Raw genomic sequence first — 2624 nt, forward strand, 5'->3', positions numbered from 1 at the left:
GACAGGAAAAAAACCGCCTGAAATCCCCAGGCCAGGGCTAGGATCACGGGGAGAATGGAACCCAATACGGAGGCGCACCCGTTCGCACACCAGGCCCAAGGGACCCCCAAGGGCCATCGCTCGCCAATCAGCCGAATCCCCAAGGGAAACGGTATACCCATCAGTAATCCGAGCGGGCCTATCATAAGGATCGTAAGTACCTGGCGCAAAAGAAGGGGTTGCCCCTGAAAAAAAGACAGGATCTGCGGCAACAGCAGGGCGTAAAGGAATAAAAAGCTTATGATGAGGGGAAGAATAAGCTTCAGACCTCGAGACGCGCGCGGATCAATTCTCAGGGAAAGACGGCTCCCGAACCCGGCGAAAATGAGCAAGGAAAAGATAACCAAGGAGACTGCATATACGGGGTGGCCCAGGAAGAGGATGAATTTTTGAATCAGGGAGATTTCCACAAACATGAAGCCAAGACCCAGGGAGGCGAAGTAGGTCAACCAGGAAAATGGTTGCCCTCTCTCGATGGTTTGATTTTGTTCTCTCCACCGGCCGAACATCACGGGAAGGACAATGAAAAGAAAACTGAGGAAAAGAGCCAGGAAAAAGACAACCGGAACCAAGTATCCACCTTCGATAAGCATTGGCCACTTCTCTCCAGCCAGACGGTAGATTGCGGCTAAATGCCCCCAGCGGAAATAATGATGGAAGAACGGGCGATCATCCGTGGCCGGGCTAAGATCGAAAGGATATTCCTCGTAAAAACTTTTTCCCTCCTGGAGCACTCTTTGTACGCCCTGAAAGTAAAGGGGTGTAGCAAACCGGTTATAAACATTCGCTTCTTCCGGCTGCATTCCGGGATAATAGACTAAATCAAAACGCAATTTCCGGCAGAAGGCTCGAAGAGCTTGGCTCTCTTGAAAAACCACAGCATCTTTTTTTATCAGGAGGGTCAAAGTTCCCCAGGAACGGAAAGCCAAAAGATGATTACCGGGGGTCTTGCCCATCCGCTCCAGGGCCTCTTTGACGACTGCAACCAGACGGAGTTCCCCCCGCGGGGGAGGAAGGAGGTAGAGACTTACGGCAATGAACCCCCCGGGCTTGAGGGCTTGTAAATAATCCAAAAAAGCTTCCGTGGTCAACCGGTAGTCTTCGTGCAAACTGGCCAATCCCGTGGAAGAAGCCCCCAAACTTTCGGTTAAAGGAAGGACGATGAGATCGAAAGGGAGGAGGTTTCTGCGCACAAAACTTCGGCCATCATCAATGACCACCTTGATTTCCTTGGCGAGGTAAATTCCCCCGGAATATTCCCGATAGTCTCCTTGAAGCAACTCTACCACCGTTGGGTTGACCTCCACGGCCACGATTTCTTCGGTGTGGTGGTGCAGAGCGTTGAGCACCTCCAGTCCTCCCAGCGGCTCAAAAATCAAAACCCGGTTGGGTTGGATGATCTGATAGGGAAAAGAAGAAGGAAGAAAATCGATAAACTTAAGTTCAGGTTTCTCGCCGCCATGCCGGCGGAGCTGGGTTATGGGATTCAAACGATCGGCGTCTACCGTAAGGCCTAATTGCGGCGGGAGGGCTTCCCGGTACTCAAGGCTTAACCCCGGAGCTGTGCGGGCAGCCGGGCTTTGCAGTACATCGATTCTGGAGAAAGCATTCCACCGGGTTTCCAACAATTGCGCGCCGGGAAAGAGAAGGGCGGTGCTCAATCCTTTGTAGGGAGAGAGACGCAAGTTCAGGAAAGGAGGTTCCCCCAACAGGAAGAATAAGAGGAGGCCAATCCAGGCCCATTGGAACAGGGGAAAAAATGGATTCGTTTTCCTCTTCCATCCAAAGGCCAGGGAAGCCAGACCGCCCAGGAGGCAAGAGAATAAAAGGGTGCCAGGCCCGCCAAAGATCCCGAAGAGGCCGAGGACAAGAAGACACCCCAGGGCAGCACCGGTCAGGTCGAAAAAATAGAACTTTCCCGCAAGACTGCTCCACCGGGCCAGAGCCGATGAGATGGCCAATCCCGAGAAAAAAAAGGGAATGGAAAAAATTAGATAATACAAAAAAACATAAAAAATTTGCCAGCGATCCCAGGAGATGCGGGCGATATCAAAGGGGATAAAATTGCTGATAACATAAGCGAACAGCGCGCTGAAGGAAAAAAACCAGGAAACCAGGACCAAGGTCTGGGGGGCCTCGCGGTTAAGGAGCCAAGGAAAGGAGGAAAGAAAAGACCCGCTGGCTCCATATCCCAAAAGAGCCATGCTCACAACCATGAAAGCAAAATGATACCATTGGGCCACGGAGAGGAGGCGGATCAAGGAGATCTGCAGCGTCAGGGTAGCAGCGGAGGTGAGAAAAATTCCCAGGAACAAAGAAAAGGGGAGTTCAGATTGAAGATTGCGGATTGCGGATTGCGGATTGCAGCGTAGCATAATCCTTTCTCCGGTTTTTATCAGGCCTTCCGCAATTTGGTGTTATAGAAAGTCTTGCAATAATTCCTTGCTTTCAAGGGTAAATTTAATAGGACGCGGATAACCGCAGATAATTATTTTCTTTTTAGTTTATCCTGATAATCTGTGTTTACCCTGTTAGATAGTAAACATCTAACAGGGTGAATCCGTGTCCAAAAAGGAATTTCCTAT

The 2624-nt window shown here is 50.6% G+C and carries 1 protein-coding gene; it reads right to left on the reverse strand.

Features of this window, described 5'->3' with window-relative positions; genetic code table 11:
- Positions 1 to 2414: hypothetical protein (locus Q7V48_07900; GenBank protein ID MDO9210657.1), on the reverse strand; the 2414-nt coding region annotated here is incomplete at its 3' end.
- Between the last annotated feature and the right edge of the window lie 210 nt (positions 2415 to 2624).

The sequence above is a fragment of the Deltaproteobacteria bacterium genome (genome assembly GCA_030654105.1).
GTDB lineage: Bacteria > Desulfobacterota > SM23-61 > SM23-61 > SM23-61 > JAHJQK01.